Annotated in this window: 10 protein-coding genes and 1 pseudogene; 8 read left to right on the top strand and 3 right to left on the bottom strand. The window is 73.4% G+C overall.

Annotated features, from left to right (window positions below):
- Positions 1-397: pseudogene (locus ACFWEP_RS19450) on the bottom strand (phosphoesterase); the annotation flags it as partial.
- A gap of 390 nt (positions 398-787) precedes the next feature.
- A complete protein-coding gene (gabT, locus tag ACFWEP_RS19445) occupies positions 788-2,128 on the bottom strand; it encodes a 4-aminobutyrate--2-oxoglutarate transaminase (protein ID WP_387371532.1) in 1,341 nt (446 codons plus the stop codon).
- Positions 2,129-2,412: 284 nt separating this feature from the next.
- On the opposite strand from gabT, the gene ACFWEP_RS19440 reads away from it, so the two are divergent.
- From ACFWEP_RS19440 to ACFWEP_RS19430, 3 genes are all read left to right on the top strand, one after another.
- On the top strand, positions 2,413-4,776 hold the full coding sequence (locus ACFWEP_RS19440; RefSeq protein WP_387371531.1) for an ATP/GTP-binding protein: 2,364 nt from the start codon (positions 2,413-2,415) through the stop codon (positions 4,774-4,776).
- Between the two features lie 168 nt (positions 4,777-4,944).
- Entirely contained in the window at positions 4,945-6,552 is a 1,608-nt protein-coding gene (locus tag ACFWEP_RS19435) for a PucR family transcriptional regulator (protein WP_387371530.1), read from the top strand.
- Between the two features lie 258 nt (positions 6,553-6,810).
- Entirely contained in the window at positions 6,811-8,256 is a 1,446-nt protein-coding gene (locus ACFWEP_RS19430) for an aldehyde dehydrogenase family protein (protein WP_387371529.1), read from the top strand.
- Between the two features lie 97 nt (positions 8,257-8,353).
- On the opposite strand, the gene ACFWEP_RS19425 is transcribed toward ACFWEP_RS19430, so the two are convergent.
- A complete protein-coding gene (locus tag ACFWEP_RS19425) occupies positions 8,354-8,944 on the bottom strand; it encodes a GNAT family N-acetyltransferase (protein ID WP_387371528.1) in 591 nt (196 codons plus the stop codon).
- A 321-nt stretch (positions 8,945-9,265) separates the two neighbouring features.
- On the opposite strand from ACFWEP_RS19425, the gene ACFWEP_RS19420 reads away from it, so the two are divergent.
- The 5 genes from ACFWEP_RS19420 to ACFWEP_RS19400 all read left to right on the top strand — a co-directional run bounded on the left by ACFWEP_RS19420 (position 9,266) and on the right by ACFWEP_RS19400 (position 16,251).
- Entirely contained in the window at positions 9,266-11,260 is a 1,995-nt protein-coding gene (locus ACFWEP_RS19420) for an acyl-CoA dehydrogenase family protein (protein WP_387371527.1), read from the top strand.
- A 194-nt stretch (positions 11,261-11,454) separates the two neighbouring features.
- Positions 11,455-12,702, top strand: coding sequence for a 3-phosphoshikimate 1-carboxyvinyltransferase (aroA, locus tag ACFWEP_RS19415; protein ID WP_387371526.1), 1,248 nt, complete (start codon positions 11,455-11,457; stop codon positions 12,700-12,702).
- 113 nt (positions 12,703-12,815) lie between these two features.
- Positions 12,816-13,616: a hypothetical protein gene (locus ACFWEP_RS19410; protein ID WP_387371525.1), complete on the top strand. Its 801-nt coding sequence runs from the start codon at positions 12,816-12,818 to the stop codon at positions 13,614-13,616.
- A gap of 74 nt (positions 13,617-13,690) precedes the next feature.
- On the top strand, positions 13,691-14,944 hold the full coding sequence (dxr, locus tag ACFWEP_RS19405) for a 1-deoxy-D-xylulose-5-phosphate reductoisomerase (protein WP_387371524.1): 1,254 nt from the start codon (positions 13,691-13,693) through the stop codon (positions 14,942-14,944).
- Entirely contained in the window at positions 14,941-16,251 is a 1,311-nt protein-coding gene (locus ACFWEP_RS19400) for a M50 family metallopeptidase (protein WP_387371523.1), read from the top strand. The genes dxr and ACFWEP_RS19400 overlap by 4 nt, the downstream gene beginning before the upstream one ends.
- The last annotated feature ends 92 nt before the right edge of the window (positions 16,252-16,343 follow it).

Raw genomic sequence — 16,343 nt, 5'->3', positions numbered from 1 at the left:
CCATCCAGCGTCGTGGCGTGTACGCCATGAGGAGCAGGGCCGACGCCCCGTACGCCACCGCTGCGGTCGCCGTGTGCCCGGACGGGTAGTAGCCGGTGTAGGGAACCAGCGGCCCCTGCCGGTCGGTCCACACCTTCAGCGGTACGACCACCAGCGGCACCGCCACCATGGTCAGGGCCGCGATCAGCGCGGTGCCCCGGGCGCCCCGCCACAGGGCGTACAGCAGCGCGCAGGCGAGGACGGGCAGGGCGACCGGCATTCCGCCGAGATCCGAGAAGACCTGGGCGACCCCTTGGGGGCCATGGCCGATGACCTTCTTTCCGACGCGCTCGTCGAGCCGTAGCAACGGGCCGGCCACCGCCACCTGCCAGGTGGTCAGGGCGAAGAGGGCCGCCATCAGGCAGGTCCAGGAAAAGAGGAGGGCCGGCCGCCGGGGAACAGGGGGGGTTGTTCCGGGACGGCCGGCCGGATCGGTCCGCCGCGCGCCCCGGGGGGTGTGGGGCGGGCGGCCGTCCGATCGGTGAGGAGTACCGGAGCCAGAGGCTCCAGTGGTGCGCGCCAGGGCGCCACCGGGCAGGTGCGGGGGAAGCTCCGGCCCGGCGCTGTCCGCAGTCCCCTGCGGACGGGGTGTTTCTCTCATCTGCCGAAACCGTACGGCAGCGGGGGCCGAGGGGACAGACGGAACGTGATCCCGCCATCGCCCTCGCACACCTTCTTCACAGGCCCTCACTCCACTGCCGCGAATCCCCCGGGAAACGGCTCTCCGCAGGATTCGCGTTCGCACGGATCAGACGGTGGCGAAGGACTGTTCGAGGATGTCGAGGCCCTCGTTCAGCAGCTCCTCGCCGATGACCAGCGGAGGCAGGAAGCGCAGCACGTTGCCGTAGGTGCCGCAGGTCAGCACCAGCAGGCCCTCGGCGTGGCAGGCCTTGGCCAGCTTGCCGGCGGTCTCCGCGTCCGGCTCCTTGGAACCGGACTTCACCAGCTCGATCGCGATCATGGCGCCGCGACCGCGGATGTCACCGATGACGTCGCCGTTCGGCAGCTTGTCCCGCATCGCGGAGAGACGGTCCTTCATGACCTCCTCGATGCGCTTGGCCTTCCCGTTCAGGTCCAGCTCCCGCATCGTCTCGATCGCGCCGAGCGCACCGGCGCAGGCGACCGGGTTGCCGCCGTAGGTGCCGCCCAGGCCACCGGCGTGCGCGGCGTCCATGATCTCGGCCCGGCCCGTCACGGCGGAGAGCGGCAGGCCGCCCGCGATGCCCTTGGCCGTGGTGATCAGGTCCGGGACGATGCCCTCGTCCTCGCACGCGAACCACTGGCCGGTGCGGCAGAAGCCGGACTGGATCTCGTCGGCGACGAAGACGATCCCGTTGTCCTCGGCGAACTGCGCGATGGCCGGCAGGAAGCCCTTGGCAGGCTCGATGAAACCGCCCTCGCCGAGCACCGGCTCGATGATGATCGCGGCGACGTTCTGCGCGCCGATCTGCTTGGTGATCTCGTCGATGGCCTGCGCGGACGCCTCGGCGCCGGCGTTCTCGGCACCCGTCGGCCAGCGGTAGCCGTAGGCGACCGGGACGCGGTAGACCTCGGGGGCGAACGGGCCGAAGCCCTGCTTGTACGGCATGTTCTTCGCCGTCAGGGCCATCGTGAGGTTCGTCCGGCCGTGGTAGCCGTGGTCGAAGACGACGACCGCGGTGCGCTTGGTGTACGCACGGGCGATCTTCACCGCGTTCTCGACCGCCTCGGCGCCCGAGTTGAAGAGCGCGGACTTCTTGGCATGGTCGCCCGGGGTCAGCTCGGCGAGCTGCTCGCAGACCTCCACGTAACCCTCGTACGGCGTCACCATGAAACAGGTGTGGGTGAAGTCGGCGAGCTGCGCGGAGGCGCGGCGCACGACGGCCTCGGCGGAGGCACCCACCGACGTCACGGCGATGCCGGAGCCGAAGTCGATCAGACGGTTGCCGTCCACGTCCTCGATGATCCCGCCACCGGCACGCGCGGCGAAGACGGGCAGCGTGGAGCCCACGCCGGCGGCGACCGTGGCGACACGGCGGGCCTGCAGTTCCACCGACTTCGGGCCGGGGATCGCGGTGACGACGCGGCGCTCCTGCGGGATTGCGGACATGAGGGGCTCCTGGGGGGTGGTGCGGACGGGGGCACGCCGACGGGGTGACGCTTCTGCTGCTTGCAGGCTAGGGGCGCGGGAGGCGACCGGTCATGCTCCGATCGGGAGTGGTGGGGACGTGTCCTTGTCCGTCGCGGACAGAACGAAGACGGAGCGAAACCGGGCGTACCGTCCGCCGGGCCGGCCCGGCGCACGGACCTGCCGCGAGCCCGGCCCGGAACCCGACGCAGGCACTAGATTGGCCGGGGCAGCGGACGGACCTGGCTGGTCAGGGGGAACGGTTCATGGAGAACGACGGCACGCACGGCGTCCGGGACACGCGGTCGGGGCGGGTGCACCACCCCGTGGGACCGCCGCCCCCTTCTCCACCGGTCCCGCCCCGCCCCCGCACCGCGCCCTCGGCGGTACCGTCCGTCGACGCCTGGCTGAGTGCCCCGCGCCCGGCCGAGGAGCCGGGCGTCTGGCGGTACGGCCATCGGCCGCCGCCCCCCGAGAAGTCGGAGGAGGCCGAAGGGCGCCAGCTGCTGACCGGCGCCCTGATCTCCGTACTCGCCGGAATCCTGCTCTGGTCGCTCTGGCGCAACGGCTACCTCCCCTACCGCCTGCTGCCCCTGAGGGCGTTCACCCCGAGCGACTGGTGGTACGCGGGCACCAACAGCCCCGCCACCGTCGAGGGCCGCGACGCCATCAGCGTGTACGAGGGGATTCTCTTCGGCGTCCTCCTCTACGGCTGCGGCCGGCTGGGCAACTGGTCCGAGGTGTTCCGCCGGTACGTCGCCGAGCGCGGACAGCCCTTCCGCGCGGTGACCGCGCTCGGACTCGCCGGCTTCGCACAGCTCCTGGTGTGGAAGGAGACGATCCCGGTCGCGGACCCGGTGTTCGCCCTCGTGGTGTCCGTCGCGGGCGGGCAGTTCCTCCAGAGCCAGGCCGCCTCCAACTGGATCTACGCGGCGATCACCCTCGCCGTGCTCGCGCCGTTCGCCGTCCTCGGCGACTGGCGCTCCCTGCTCACCGGCCGGCCCAAGCCCGCCTCCGCGACGGACGGCACGCCCGACGGACCCGGCGCCGCCGACCCCGAGCGTTCCCCGGCGCGCTGGCCCGAGCTCCGGGCGGCCGGCCAGACCGAGGCCGCCGAGACGCTCACCGCGGAGGTCCGGGCCGGCCGGATGAACGACGTGGACTGCGCCCGGCTCCGGCAGGCATGGTCCGTGGCGCGGCAACGGCCCGACACCGTCGCCCCCTTCACCCACTCCGTGCTGCGCAAGGGCGGAGCCGCCTTCCTGCACCCCTCGGGCCTCCGCGACCTGCCGTCGCGCACCGCCCCCCACGACCTGCTCACCGGACAGGTCCGCATCGGCCGCTGCTCCGCCGACCCGCATAACCCGTACGTCCGCCGCGGGTCCGGCGTCGCCCTGGAGACCGCCCTGCTCGGCACCTCACTGCTGGCGGTCGGACCCCCCGGGAGCGGCAAATCGGCCCGGCTGGTGCGCCCGGCCGTCGAATGCCTCGCCCTCCAGGCGCTCGCCGGGCGGGCCGCCGTGCTGGCCGTGGGCGGGGGCGGCAGCGACCTGGGGCCGGACGGCCTCTACGACGTGGTGGTACGGATCGGCGGGCGCGAGGCCGCCCACGGCCTCGACCTGTACGGCGGCACCACCGACCCCGACGAGGCCGCCGCGGTGCTCGCCGAGGGGCTCGTCGGGGACGTGGAGACGGTCGACGTACGCCGGGCCGTCACCGTGCTGGCCCAGCTGCTCGGCCCGTACCGGGCGGTGCACGGGGTCTTCCCCTCCGTGCCGGACCTGCGGGAACTCCTCGACGGCCACCCGGCCGCGCTCGCCGCGCTGCGGGAAGCGGCCGAGGCCGGCGGCCACCGGGCGATGCTCCGCGAGCTCGACGCCCGTACCCGGCAGTCCGGTGGACCCGGAGACCCCGGCCCGGTCCTGGCCGACCGGCTCGCCCTGCTCGACCGGCCGACGCTCGCCGCCTCCTTCGCCACCGGGCCGGACGCCGCTCCGTTCTCCCTGCGGTCGATGGAGCGGCTGCCGCTGCGGGTCAGGATCGACCTGCCCGAGCGCGCGCACGCCGAGGCGTCCCGGCTGCTCGCCCGGCTGATCCTCGCGCAGTTCACCGCCGTCGCCGCCGCGCGCCCGGACCGCACCCTCTTCCTCGGGCTCGTCCTGGACGACGCGACGCGGGCCGTCACCGACGAGACGGTGCGCGGCATCCGCAGGCTCCGCTCCGTCAACGCGGGGGTACTGCTCACCCTGCGGACCGTCGACGACGTTCCCGAGCGGCTGCACACGGCGCTGCTGGGCGCGGTCGGTTGCAGCATGGCCTTCGCCGGGGTCACCACCTGGGACGGCAAGCGCTTCTCCGAAGCGTGGGGCAAGGAGTGGATGGAGACCCGGGAGGTCGCCCAGCACGCCGTCTTCGCCGACCAGAGCGTCACCCGCGCCCTGCACGCGCTCCGCAAGCTGGTGACCGGAAAGGCGGTGACCCGCGACGCGGTGACGGTACGCAGGGTCGAGCGGGAGCGCTGGTCGGCCTCCGAGCTGGCGTACGCGGTGCCGGCCGGCCACGCGGTGGTCTCCCTGACGAACGTCGCGGGCGAGCGCACCCCGCCGCTCCTGGTGGAGCTCGGCGGATGAGGTGAGGGGCCGAGCCTGAGCGGTCGCGCCGGGGCGGCGTGGCGATTGTGCCTCGCTGGCACAATCGGATGTGCCCGTTCGTACAGGGCGGCGCATCGCGAACCGGCAGACCCGAGCCGGTTCCGACGGCCCGGCCCGACCCGCACCCGATCCCGAGGGTTTCGTTCCATGCCCCCCACGCTCGCTTCCCTCGTCCAGCACACGGCCCTCAAACTCCGCGTCCGCGCGGCGGCGGACCGGCTCGACACCCCGGTGCGCTGGGCCCACGCCAGCGAGCTCGCCGACCCCGTCCCGTACATGGACGGCGGTGAGCTGCTGCTCGTGACCGCCGCCAACCTCGACGCCGAGAACCCCGAGGAGATGCGCCGCTACGTGCGGCGGCTGACCGATGCAGGGGTGGCCGGACTCGGCTTCGCCGTGGGCGTCGTGCACGAGGCGATCCCCGCAGCCCTCGTGGAAGCCGCCGAGGAGGCGGGGATGCCGCTCCTGGAAGTGCCCCGGCCGACCCCGTTCATCGCCATCAGCAAGGCGGTCTCCGCAGCCATCGCGGCCGACCAGTACCGGGCGGTCACCGCGGGGTTCGAGGCCCAGCGGGAACTGACCAGGGCCGCGCTCACCGCCGAAGGGCCCGCCCCGCTGCTGACCCGCCTCGCCGCACACGTCGACGGCTGGGCCGCCCTGTACGACACCTCCGGCGCGGTCGTCGCGGCGGCGCCGGAGTGGGCCGCCCGCCGGGCCGCCCGGCTCACCCCGGACGTGGCCCGGCTGCGCGAGCGGCCCGCACCGGCCAGCGCCGTGGTGGGCGCCGCGGAGGACCGGGTCGAGCTCCAGACCCTGGGCACCGGCCGCCGGGCCCGGGGCGCTCTCGCCGTCGGTACGGGCGCCGCCCTCGGCACCGCCGAGCGGTACGCCGTCAACTCGGCCGTCGCGCTGCTCACCCTGACCACGGCACGCTCACGCGCGCTGCACAGCGCCGAACAGCGGCTGGGCGCCGCGGTGCTCCGGATGCTGCTCTCCGGCGAGCCCGACCACGCGCGGGCCGTCGCGGGAGACCTCTACGGCGGACTCTTCGACGCGCCGTTCCGGCTGCTGATCGCGGAGCCGGCGGCGGGGGCGGGCACGAACGGCGCGGCGGGCAACGCCGTACCGGTCGTGGCGGAGGCCTTCGCCGAGGCCCTCGACACGGCGGCCATCCGGTCCGGCGAGCCGATCCTGGCGGTCCCCGAAGGTGAGCGGCTGGTGGTGTTGGCCGTGGACGGCGGCGCGGCGGTCGCCGCGTGCGCCGCGTACGCCGAGGCGCAGGACGTCCGGCCGGTGCGCGACAAGGGCACGGAGGGGGCTCGCCTCGTGGTGGGACTCTCCGCCCCCGCCGGGCCGATAGCGGTCGCCGCCGCGTACAAGCAGGCCGAGCAGGCGCTCTCGGTCGCCCGCCGCCGGGGCAGGGCCCTGGTGGAGCACGAGGAACTGGCGGCCGGTTCGGTGCTGCCGCTCCTCGCGGACGACGCGGTACGCGCCTTCGCGGACGGTATGCTCCGCGCCCTGCGCGAGCACGACGCCAAGGGCCGCGGCGACTTGGTGGCGTCGCTCCGCGCCTGGCTCTCCCGGCACGGCCAATGGGACGCCGCCGCCGCCGACCTCGGGGTGCACCGGCACACCCTGCGGTACCGGATGCGGCGGGTCGAGGAGATCCTCGGGCGCTCGCTCGACGACCCGGACGTCCGGATGGAGCTCTGGCTGGCCCTGAAGGCGACGGCCTCACCGGCGGCGGACGACTGAGCGGACCGGCCGACTGAGCGGACCGGGTCCGGGCGGTTCCACCTTCGACAATTAGGCGCCCCACGGTCGTCGCCTGCTCCATCACGGACAAGCCTCACGGGCCGGGCCTCGTCCTACGGTGGGCGGGCGGCACCCGCGACGGCGGGCCGCCGCACCCCACGAACCCGGGCGTCGTGCGACGGGCGTCCCGCGCACCGCGCGAGCCGCCGTACGACGCACGTCACGCGCACCACACGACCTCCGAAGGGCCGGACCTCCATGACTTCCACCCACGCCTTCTGGCTGGCCGGCCGCCAGGCCACCGGCGAGGACAGCTTCGCCGTCACCAACCCGTGGGACGGCCGGCTCGTCGGCACCGTCAGCGTGCCGACCGACGCGCAGATCGAGGAGGCCGTCGCCGCCGCGCACGCCGTCCGCGAGGAGTTCGCCGCGACCCCCGCGCACGTCCGGGTCGCCGCGCTCGACCACGTCGTACGCCGCCTCGTGGAGCGCACCGAGGAGATCGCCCAGCTGATCTCCGCCGAGAACGGCAAGCCGATCAAGTGGGCCCGCGGCGAGGTCGGCCGCGCCGTCTCCGTCTTCCGGTTCGCCGCCGAGGAGGCCCGCCGGTACAACGGCGGCGACTCCCAGCGGCTGGACACCGACGCGGGCGGCACCGGGCGCCTCGGCCTCACCCGCCGCTTCCCGCGCGGCACAGTCCTCGGTATCGCGCCGTTCAACTTCCCGCTCAACCTGAGCGCCCACAAGGTCGCCCCGGCCATCGCCGTCGGCGCCCCGATCATCCTCAAGCCCGCCCCGGCCACCCCGATCTCCTCGCTGATCCTCGGCGAGCTGCTGGCCGAGACCGACCTGCCGGCCGGCTCCTGGTCCGTGCTGACGGTCCCGAACGACCGGATGCCCGCCCTGGTCCAGGACGAGCGGCTGCCGGTGATCTCCTTCACCGGCTCCGGCCCGGTCGGCTACTCGATCATGGAGTCGGTGCCGCGCAAGCACTGCACCCTGGAGCTCGGCGGCAACGGCGCGGCCGTCGTCCTCGGCGACTACGCCTCCGAGGAGGACCTGGACTGGGCCGCGACCCGCATCGCGACCTTCTCCAACTACCAGGGCGGCCAGTCCTGCATCTCCGTGCAGCGGGTCGTCGTCGACGCCTCGCTCCACGACCGCCTCGTCCCGAAGATCGTCGCCGCCACCGAGGCCCTGGTCACCGGTGACCCCTCCGACGACGCCACCGACGTCGGCCCGCTCGTCAGCGAGGACGCGGCCAAGCGGGTCGAGTCCTGGGTCGACGAGGCCGTCGCCGCCGGCGCCCAGCTCCTCACCGGCGGCAAGCGCGACGGCGCCACCTACGCGCCGACCGTCCTCACCGGGCTCCCCGACTCGACCACCCTCGCCTCGGAGGAGGTCTTCGGACCGGTCATGTCGATCCAGAAGGTGGACGGCGAGGCGGAGGCGTTCGCGGCCGTCAACTCCTCGAAGTACGGCCTCCAGGCAGGCGTTTTCACCCACGACCTGCAGGCGGCCTTCCGCGCCCACCGCGCCCTGGAGGTCGGCGGCGTGATCATCGGCGACGTCCCCTCGTACCGCGCCGACCAGATGCCCTACGGCGGTGCCAAGCAGTCCGGCGTCGGCCGCGAGGGCGTGCGCTACGCGATGGACGACTACACCTACGAGCGCGTCCTGGTCCTGACCGGCCTCGCCCTGTAGGCGGTCCCCCCGCGACACCCACGGCCGGAGCCCACTGTGCGGGGGGCTCCGGCCGTCGGCGTGCCCGGCCCCGCGGCTGCGTTTGCCCGGGACCCGGTCATCCCAGGGGCGCGGTCTTGGCCGCGACCCGGTCGGCCAGCCGCTCGCGCGCGGCGGGCCACTCGTCCGCGAGCAGGCTGTAGTACACCGAGTCGCGGCGGGAGCCGTCCGGCCGCCGCATGTGGCTGCGCAGCGTCCCCTCGTACACCAGGCCGAGTCGTTCCATGGCGCGCTGGGAGCGCACGTTGAGGTGATCGGTGCGCAGGGCGAGCCGGACGACGCCCAGGTCGTCGAAGGCGTGACCGAAGAGCAGGAGCTTGGACTCGGCGTTGTAGGGGCCTCCCCAGCAGGAACGGTCGAACCAGGTCGTGCCGACCTCGGCCCGGCCCTGCTTCGTATCGAGGTCGTACAGGCTGGTCGAGCCGATCACCGCGCCGTCGGCGAGGCGCCGTACGGCGAAGCACCGGCGGGTGGTGTCCGCGATCATCCCGCCGAGCATGTCGTGCATCTGCGCCGTGGTCTCCGGGCGCTGCCGCGGCATCCACCGCCACACGTCCGGGTCGGACGCCGAGGGAAGCAGGGCTTCGGCGTGACCGGCCGCGAGCGGTTCCAACCGGACCGTGCTCCCGAGGAGCGTCTCTGTGTTCACGGCCACACCCTAGGCGAGGGTCGTCGAACTGCCGTCTGCCGGGTGGCATCCGGACCGCACGCTCAGCGCGTCGTCGGAATCGTCCTCGCACGCCCCGTGCGAGGACGACCCTCCGCCTCGCCATCGCACGCACCGGGCACCGCCCGGCCCGGCCTCCGGCAAGTCGGCGTTCCTGCCCCGGGCGCCCGCCGCTGCGGTGGTGGGGGTGGGACGAATCAGGTAGATACGGACGTGTGCCACCGGCCGCAACCCCGCGGGCGCGGAGCCGGTCACCCGCCGTCAGGCCGTCCCCCGATCCGCCCCGCGGAGAGGTGAAGCCCCATGTCCGCACCGCAGGTCCCGCAGGACCTCCCCGAGCGCCCGGACCCGGTCGCCCACTCCCGTACCCACCCGCCGCGGACGACGGTGACCGAGCGCGAGGCGCGCCGCGTCGCCGAGGACGCCCGTGAGCAGGACTGGCACCGGCCCAGCTTCGCGAAGGAGCTGTTCCTCGGACGGCTCCGTCTCGACCTGATCCACCCGCACCCGCTGCCCGCCGGGGAGGACGTCCGGCGCGGGGAGGAGTTCCTCGCCCGGCTGCGCGCGTTCTGCCTCGCCCACGTCGACGGGGCCCTCATCGAACGCGAGGCGCGCATCCCCGACGAGGTGATCGCCGGTCTCAAGAAGCTCGGCGCGCTCGGCATGAAGATCGACCCGAAGTACGGCGGCCTCGGCCTCACCCAGGTCTACTACAACCGGGCCCTCGCGCTGGCCGGCTCGGCCAGTCCGGCGATCGGCGCGCTGCTCTCGGCCCACCAGTCGATCGGCGTACCGCAGCCGCTGAAGATGTTCGGCACCCAGGAGCAGAAGGACACCTTCCTGCCCCGGCTCGCCAGTACCGACATCTCGGCGTTCCTGCTCACCGAACCCGACGTCGGCTCCGACCCCGCCCGGCTCGCCACCACCGCCGTACCGGACGGCGACGCCTACGTCCTGGACGGCGTGAAGCTCTGGACCACCAACGGGGTCGTCGCCGACCTGCTGGTCGTCATGGCCCGGGTGCCCGAGGGCCCGGACCACCCCGGTGGCATCACCGCGTTCGTGGTGGAGGCGGACTCGCCGGGCATCACCGTGGAGCACCGCAACGCCTTCATGGGGCTGCGCGGCATCGAGAACGGCGTCACCCGCTTCCACGGGGTGCGGGTGCCGGCCGCCCACCGCATCGGCCCCGAGGGCGCCGGCCTGAAGATCGCGCTGACCACGCTCAACACCGGCCGGCTCTCGCTCCCGGCCATGTGCGTCGGGGTCGGCAAGTGGTCCCTGAAGATCGCCCGCGAGTGGTCGGCCGTCCGCGAACAGTGGGGCAGGCCCGTCGCCCGGCACGAGGCGGTCGGCGCGAAGATCTCCTTCATCGCCGCCACCACCTTCGCGTTGGAGGCCGTGGTCGACCTCGCCTCCCAGATGGCCGACGAGGACCGCAACGACATCCGGATCGAGGCCGCGCTCGCCAAGCTGTACGGCTCCGAGATGGGCTGGCGGATCGCCGACGAACTCGTGCAGATCCGCGGCGGACGCGGGTTCGAGACCGCCGACTCCCTCGCCGCCCGCGGCGAACGGGCCGTTCCCGCCGAGCAGATGCTCCGCGACATGCGGATCAACCGGATCTTCGAGGGATCGACGGAGATCATGCACCTGCTGATCGCCCGCGAGGCGGTCGACGCCCACCTCAAGGTCGCCGGTGACCTCATCGACCCGGACAAGCCGCTCGCCGACAAGGCGAGGGCCGGTGCCGCGGCGGCCGGCTTCTACGCCCGCTGGCTGCCGAAACTGGTCGCCGGACCCGGGCAGGTGCCCAGCTCGTACGCGGAGTTCCGGCCCGCCGGACACCCGGATCTCTCCCACCACCTGCGGTACGCCGAGCGCGCCGCGCGCCGGCTGGCCCGCTCCACCTTCTACGCCATGTCGCGCTGGCAGGGCCGGATGGAGACCAAGCAGGGGTTCCTGGGCCGGACCGTCGACATCGGCGCCGAACTCTTCGCGACGAGCGCCGCCTGCGTCCGCGCCGAGCTGCTGCGCGGGCAGGGCGAACACGGCCGCGAGGCGTACGAACTGGCCGACGCCTTCTGCCGGCAGTCCCGGCTCCGGACGGAGGAGCTGTTCGGCCGCCTCTGGGCCAACACCGACGACCTCGACCGGCGGGTGGTCGACCGGGTCCTCGCGGGTTCGTACACCTGGCTGGAGGAGGGGGTCATCGACCCCAGCGGCGACGGCCCCTGGATCGCGGACGCCACCCCCGGGCCGGCCCGGGGCGAGAACGCCCGCCGCCCCTACCGGTGAGCCCGGAGGCCCGCCGCGGGTACCGCTGAGTCCTGCGGCCCGCCGCGGGCACTGCTGAGTCCTGCGGCCCGCCGCGGGTACCGCTGAGTCCTGCGGCCCGCCGCGGGTACTGCTGAGTCCTGCGGTGCCCGGGGCGCGTCCACCCGCTGGACGCGCCCCGCCCCCCGCGCGCGGACACGGCAAAATGACCCGCCGTGACCGTCATCCAGATTCCCGGCTCCAAGTCCGTCACCGCCCGCGCCCTCTTCCTCGCCGCGGCGGCGGACGGCACCACGACCCTCCTGCACCCGCTCCGTTCGGACGACACCGAAGGGTTCGCCGAGGGCCTCACCCGCCTCGGGTACGCGGTCACGAAGGAGCCGGACCGCTGGCACATCGAGGGCCGTCCGGCCGGACCCGGCGTCTTGGACGCCGACGTCTACTGCCGCGACGGCGCGACCACGGCCCGCTTCCTGCCCACGCTCGTCTCCGCCGCGCCCTCGGGCACGTACCGCTTCGACGCCTCCGAGCAGATGCGCCGCCGCCCGCTCGCTCCGCTCAGCCGGGCGCTGCGCGAGCTCGGCGTCGACCTGCGCCACGACGCGGTGGACGGCCACCACCCGCTGCGCGTGCACGCGGCCGGCATCGAGGGCGGCCGGATCACCCTGGACGCGGGGGAGTCCTCGCAATACCTCACCGCCCTGCTGATGCTCGGCCCGCTGACGGCCGGCGGCCTGACGATCGACGTCACCGAGCTGGTCTCGGCGCCGTACATCGGGATCACGCTCGCGATGATGCGGGACTTCGGGGTCGAGGTCACCCGCGAGGGCGACACCTTCACCGTGCCGCCCGGCGGCTACCGCGCCACCACCTACGGAGTCGAGCCGGACGCCTCCACCGCCAGTTACTTCTTCGCCGCCGCAGCCCTCACCGGTGGCGAGGTCACCGTGCCCGGCCTCGGCGCCGACGCCCTCCAGGGCGATCTGCGCTTCGTCGACGTGCTGCGGCGGATGGGCGCCGACGTGACGATCACCGACGACGCCACCACCGTCCGCTCGGACGGCACCCTGCGGGGCGTCACCGTCAACATGCGGGACATCTCCGACACCATGCCGACGCTCGCCGCCCTCGCCCCGTACGCCGACGGACCGGTCAGGATCGAGGACGTGGCCAACACCCGGGTCAAGGAGTGCGACCGGCTGGAGGCGTGCGCCGAGAACCTCCGCGCGATGGGCATCACCGTGCACACCGGACCCGACTGGATCGAGATCCACCCCGGGACCCCCCGCCCCGTCGAGATCACTACCCACGGCGACCACCGCATCGTCATGTCCTTCGCCGTCGCCGCGCTGCGCAACCCCGGCACCACCTACGACGACCCGGGCTGCGTGCGCAAGACCTTCCCGGACTTCCACGAGGTGTTCGCGCGCTTCTCCGAGGGTCTGGTCCCGCAGGCCGGCTGACGGGCGTCCCGCGCGACGCCCACGGGCGTCCGGTGGAAACTCCCGCGCGCGCGAAATGCCACCGTGTCATGATCACGATCGCGTAGGGATGTTCGAGGGGGAGGGAGCGGGACATGGTGACAGAGGCGGAGAACAGGGGCAGACGGGGGGCCCGGCGGCCAGGAGTACTCGCCGCCGGGGCCGTCGTGGCACTGCTGCTGACGGGGACGACCGCCTGCGGCGGAGGCCAGGACGTGGACGGGAAGGCGGAAGCACCGGCGGGCGGCGGGAAAGCCGCCGCACCGGCCACCCCGGCGCCCGCCGACGCGTCCGGTCCCCGGGCCGCCACCGAAGGGGAGCTGGCGGAGACCGCCTTTGCGGACGGGGAGACCGTGGGGTCCTACGCCGCGTCGGAGCCGCTCATCGACCCTCCGATGCGTGACGACTACACGGCCGACCCGGAGGTCTGCCAACCTTTCGTCACCCTCGCGGCCGGGACGGGCGGTCCGGACCCCGTCGCGCAGGTGGTGCGCGAGGTCTCCAGGAGCGAGGAGCCCGGCATCGACGTCGAGGTCACCCTCCGCTCGTACGCGGGCGGGGACGCCGCGGCGGTGATGACGGCGCTCGACGCGGCAGGCACCCGGTGCGCCTCCGGCTTCACCGAGGAACGGCTGCTCGCGAAGGGGAAGTACCTTTCGGCCGAGCCCGTCGAGGTGCCGGCCTTCGCCGCGGACGCCGACGACGCGAAGGCCTACCACTTCACCGTCCTCGACGTGAAGGGGAAGCTGAAGCTGCACACATACCTGACCGTGGTGCGCTCCGGCTCCACCACCCTGGAGTTCCACGCGGACCTGTTGGGCACCGACGACTTCGGCGGCGTGCCGCAGGAGGTCATGACCGCGCAGTGGGAGAGATTCCGGGCCGCGCGGGGCTGAATCCGCCGCCCCGGACTCGTGCGACCCGGGACGCCCTGTCCTCGCGCACAGCGGAAGCGGCAACAATGGGGGCCATGACCGACAGCCCTGCCCCCCTCGCCGATCCGCATCTCGTCCACGACGCGACGGAAGGCCGCCGGGACCTTGTGATCCTCGGCTCCACCGGGTCCATCGGAACCCAGGCCATCGACCTGGTGCTGCGCAACCCCGACCGCTTCCGGGTCACCGCGCTCTCGGCGGCGGGCGGGCGGGTCGCCCTCCTCGCCGCCCAGGCGCGCCGGCTCGCGGTGGACACGGTCGCCGTCGCCGCCGAGGACGCCGTACCCGCCCTGCGCGAGGCACTGCGCGCGGAGTACGGCACGGGCGAGCCGCTCCCGGAGATCCTGGCCGGCCCCGACGCCGCCGCCACCCTCGCCGCGAGCCCCTGCCACACCGTGCTCAACGGCATCACCGGCTCCATCGGCCTCGCGCCGACGCTGGCCGCGCTGGAGGCGGGCCGCACCCTGGCCCTGGCCAACAAGGAGTCGCTCATCGTCGGCGGCCCGCTGGTCAAGGCGCTGGCCAAGCCCGGCCAGATCATCCCGGTCGACTCCGAGCACGCCGCGCTCTTCCAGGCGATCGCCGCCGGCACCCGCGCCGACGTCGCGAAGCTCGTCGTCACCGCGTCCGGCGGCCCGTTCCGGGGCCGTACCCGGGCCGAACTGGCCGACGTCACCCGGGAGCAGGCGCTCGCCCACCCCACCTGGGCGATGGGCCCGGTCATCACGATCAACTCCGCGACCCTCGTCAACAAGGGGCTGGAGGTCATCGAGGCGCACCTCCTCTACGACATCCCGTTCGAGCGCATCGAGGTCGTCGTCCACCCGCAGTCGTACGTGCACTCCATGGTCGAGTTCACCGACGGGTCCACGCTCGCCCAGGCCACCCCGCCCGACATGCGGGGACCGATCGCCGTGGGCCTCGGCTGGCCGCAGCGCGTACCGGACGCCGCCCCGGCCTTCGACTGGACCAAGGCATCCACCTGGGAGTTCTTCCCGCTCGACACCGAGGCCTTCCCCTCGGTCGGCCTCGCCCGGCACGTGGGCGCCCTCGGCGGGACCGCACCGGCGGTGTTCAACGCCGCCAACGAGGAGTGCGTCGACGCGTTCCTGTCCGGCGCGCTCCCCTTCAACGGCATCATGGACACGGTCACCGCGGTGGTCGCCGAGCACGGCACCCCCGCCCCGGGAACTTCACTGACGGTCGCGGACGTCCTGGATGCGGAGACCTGGGCGCGCGCCCGGGCCCGTGAACTCTCGGCGAAGTCGACGGCGGAGGCGCACGCATGAGTCTGAGCACGATCCTGCTGACGGTCCTGGGAATCGCCGTCTTCGTGGTGGGCCTGCTGTTCTCGATCGCCTGGCACGAGCTCGGCCACCTCTCCACGGCCAAGCTCTTCGGCATCCGGGTCCCGCAGTACATGGTCGGCTTCGGCCCCACCATCTGGTCGCGCAAGAAGGGCGACACCGAGTACGGCTTCAAGGCCATTCCGGCCGGCGGGTACATCCGCATGATCGGCATGTTCCCGCCGGGGCCGGACGGCAGGATCGAGGCGCGGTCCACCTCGCCCTGGCGGAGCATGATCGAGGACGCGAGATCCGCCGCCTTCGAGGAGCTCGAACCCGGCGACGAGAGCCGCCTCTTCTACACGCGCAAGCCGTGGAAGCGCGTCATCGTGATGTTCGCCGGTCCGTTCATGAACTTGGTCCTGGCCGTCGCGATCTTCCTCGGCGTCGCCATGACCTTCGGCTTCCAGACCCAGACCACCGAGGTGGCCGGGGTCCAGAAGTGCGTCATCGAACAGAGCGAGAAGCGCGAGAAGTGCGAACCCGGCGACCCGGTCTCCCCGGCGCTCGCCGCGGGGCTGCGCGAGGGCGACAAGATCGTCGCCTTCGACGGCGCGAGGGTCGACGACTGGGACAAGCTCTCCGACCTCATCCGCCAGACCATCGGCCCCGCCGACATCACCGTCCAGCGGGGCGGCCAGGAGGTCACCCTCCACGCCGTGCTCGCCAAGAACGTCGTGGTGAAGAAGGACGACAAGGGCGAGGCGGTCGAGGGCAAGTGGGTGGACGCCGGTTATCTCGGCTTCGCCGCCCGCAGCGAGATCGTGCCCCTCTCCTTCGGCGACTCCGTCGTGCGGATGGGCGACATGATCGAGAACGGCGTCGACTCGATCATCGCCCTGCCCTCCAAGATCCCCGGACTGTGGAACGCCGCCTTCGACGGCGGTGAACGCGCCGACGACTCCCCGGTGGGCGTGGTCGGAGCCGCCCGGATCGGCGGCGAGGTGATGACCCTCGACGTCCCCGCGCAGAACCAGATCGCGATGATGCTGTTCCTGCTGGCGGGCTTCAACCTCTCGCTCTTCCTCTTCAACATGCTGCCGCTGCTCCCCCTGGACGGCGGCCACATCGCGGGCGCCCTCTGGGAGGCGCTGCGCCGCAACCTGGCCAAGGTCTTCAAGCGGCCCGACCCCGGCCCGTTCGACGTGGCGAAGCTCATGCCCGTCGCCTACGTGGTGGCCGGAATCTTCATCTGCTTCACGCTCCTGGTGCTCGTCGCCGACATCGTGAACCCGGTCAAGATCAGCTGACCGCGGCCCTCGGGCCGGCACCCTCCGCCCGGCGGGGATCGCGGGGATCGCGGGGGGCACGGGGCAGGAGTGGCGGCCGGGCGCGCGGGTGG

The organism is Streptomyces sp. NPDC060198 (assembly GCF_042728415.1).
Lineage (GTDB): Bacteria > Actinomycetota > Actinomycetes > Streptomycetales > Streptomycetaceae > Streptomyces.
This window is presented reverse-complemented; position numbering and strand designations above follow the sequence as displayed.

Coding starts and splice junctions, on each gene's coding strand:
- gabT (WP_387371532.1), bottom strand. CDS start 2,128: ATGTCCGCAATCCCGCAGGAGCGCCGCGTCGTCACCGCGATCCCCGGC.
- ACFWEP_RS19440 (WP_387371531.1), top strand. CDS start 2,413: ATGGAGAACGACGGCACGCACGGCGTCCGGGACACGCGGTCGGGGCGG.
- ACFWEP_RS19435 (WP_387371530.1), top strand. CDS start 4,945: ATGCCCCCCACGCTCGCTTCCCTCGTCCAGCACACGGCCCTCAAACTC.
- ACFWEP_RS19430 (WP_387371529.1), top strand. CDS start 6,811: ATGACTTCCACCCACGCCTTCTGGCTGGCCGGCCGCCAGGCCACCGGC.
- ACFWEP_RS19420 (WP_387371527.1), top strand. CDS start 9,266: ATGTCCGCACCGCAGGTCCCGCAGGACCTCCCCGAGCGCCCGGACCCG.
- ACFWEP_RS19410 (WP_387371525.1), top strand. CDS start 12,816: ATGGTGACAGAGGCGGAGAACAGGGGCAGACGGGGGGCCCGGCGGCCA.
- dxr (WP_387371524.1), top strand. CDS start 13,691: ATGACCGACAGCCCTGCCCCCCTCGCCGATCCGCATCTCGTCCACGAC.
- ACFWEP_RS19400 (WP_387371523.1), top strand. CDS start 14,941: ATGAGTCTGAGCACGATCCTGCTGACGGTCCTGGGAATCGCCGTCTTC.